Source organism: Scytonema sp. PCC 10023 (assembly GCF_963920835.1).
GTDB lineage: Bacteria > Cyanobacteriota > Cyanobacteriia > Cyanobacteriales > Nostocaceae > Kalymmatonema.
The window spans coordinates 1-787 of the sequence record NZ_CAWUDP010000335.1; the positions used below are offsets into that span (position 1 = coordinate 1).

The following is a 787-nucleotide window of genomic DNA, read 5'->3' on the forward strand; positions in this document are numbered from 1 at the left end:
ATATGAAATCCGGATGTATACTTACTGTATAACTTGGTTGCAAACATCTGGTAATGCCAAAACGAATTTCAGTTCTCCCACATCATGAATTGGGCGAGTTAGAAACACGCTATCGTCAAGCAAAAGGTTCCGTTGAGCGAAGTCAGTATCAAATCGTCTGGCTACTAAGAAGCGGCAAAACAACCGAGGAAGTATCTGAGGTGACAGGGTACTCGCTGCGGTGGATAAGGGTCATAGCAAAACGGTACAACGAGTTGGGAGAAGAAGGGATTGGAGATAGGCGTCATCAAAATCGTGGTACGGAGCCATTATTAGACGAAGTGCAGCAAGCGCAATTATTGCAAGCAATGGCAACGCCTAGGAGCGATCGCGGAATTTGGAATGGTCCAAGAGTTGCTAGGTGGATGAGTCAAGTACTTGAGCGTGCAATTTATCCTCAAAGAGGGTGGGAATTCCTAAAGCGTTGGGAGCATCGATTACGGGTGCCTCGACCTGAACATTATTGTTCTGATGCTATAGAACAACAGGAGTGGAAAAAAAACTCAAATTGAGGACAATTGAATTACAAAATCAATATCCAAATGCCAAGATAGAAGTCTGGGCGATGGACGAACATCGGGTTGGACTTAAACCAGTTCTACGCCGTATTTGGGTACCATGGTGGGACACACCAACGGCAGAAGTACATTGGCGTTTTCAGTGGGTTTGGGTTTACGGTTTTGTTCATCCAGAGTCCGGAGAAACATATTGGTGGGTTTTGCCCCGTGTCAATACACATTTGTTTAAC

General features: G+C 45.1%; 1 protein-coding gene and 1 pseudogene. Both read left to right on the top strand.

Annotated elements, in window-relative coordinates:
* Positions 1-53: 53 nt before the first annotated feature.
* Positions 54-551, top strand: a complete 498-nt coding sequence (locus tag ACM0OZ_RS49080) for a winged helix-turn-helix domain-containing protein (protein WP_414590200.1) — start codon at positions 54-56, stop codon at positions 549-551.
* A pseudogene (locus ACM0OZ_RS49085) lies at positions 548-787 on the top strand (IS630 family transposase); the annotation flags it as partial. The gene ACM0OZ_RS49080 and the pseudogene ACM0OZ_RS49085, both read left to right, overlap by 4 nt.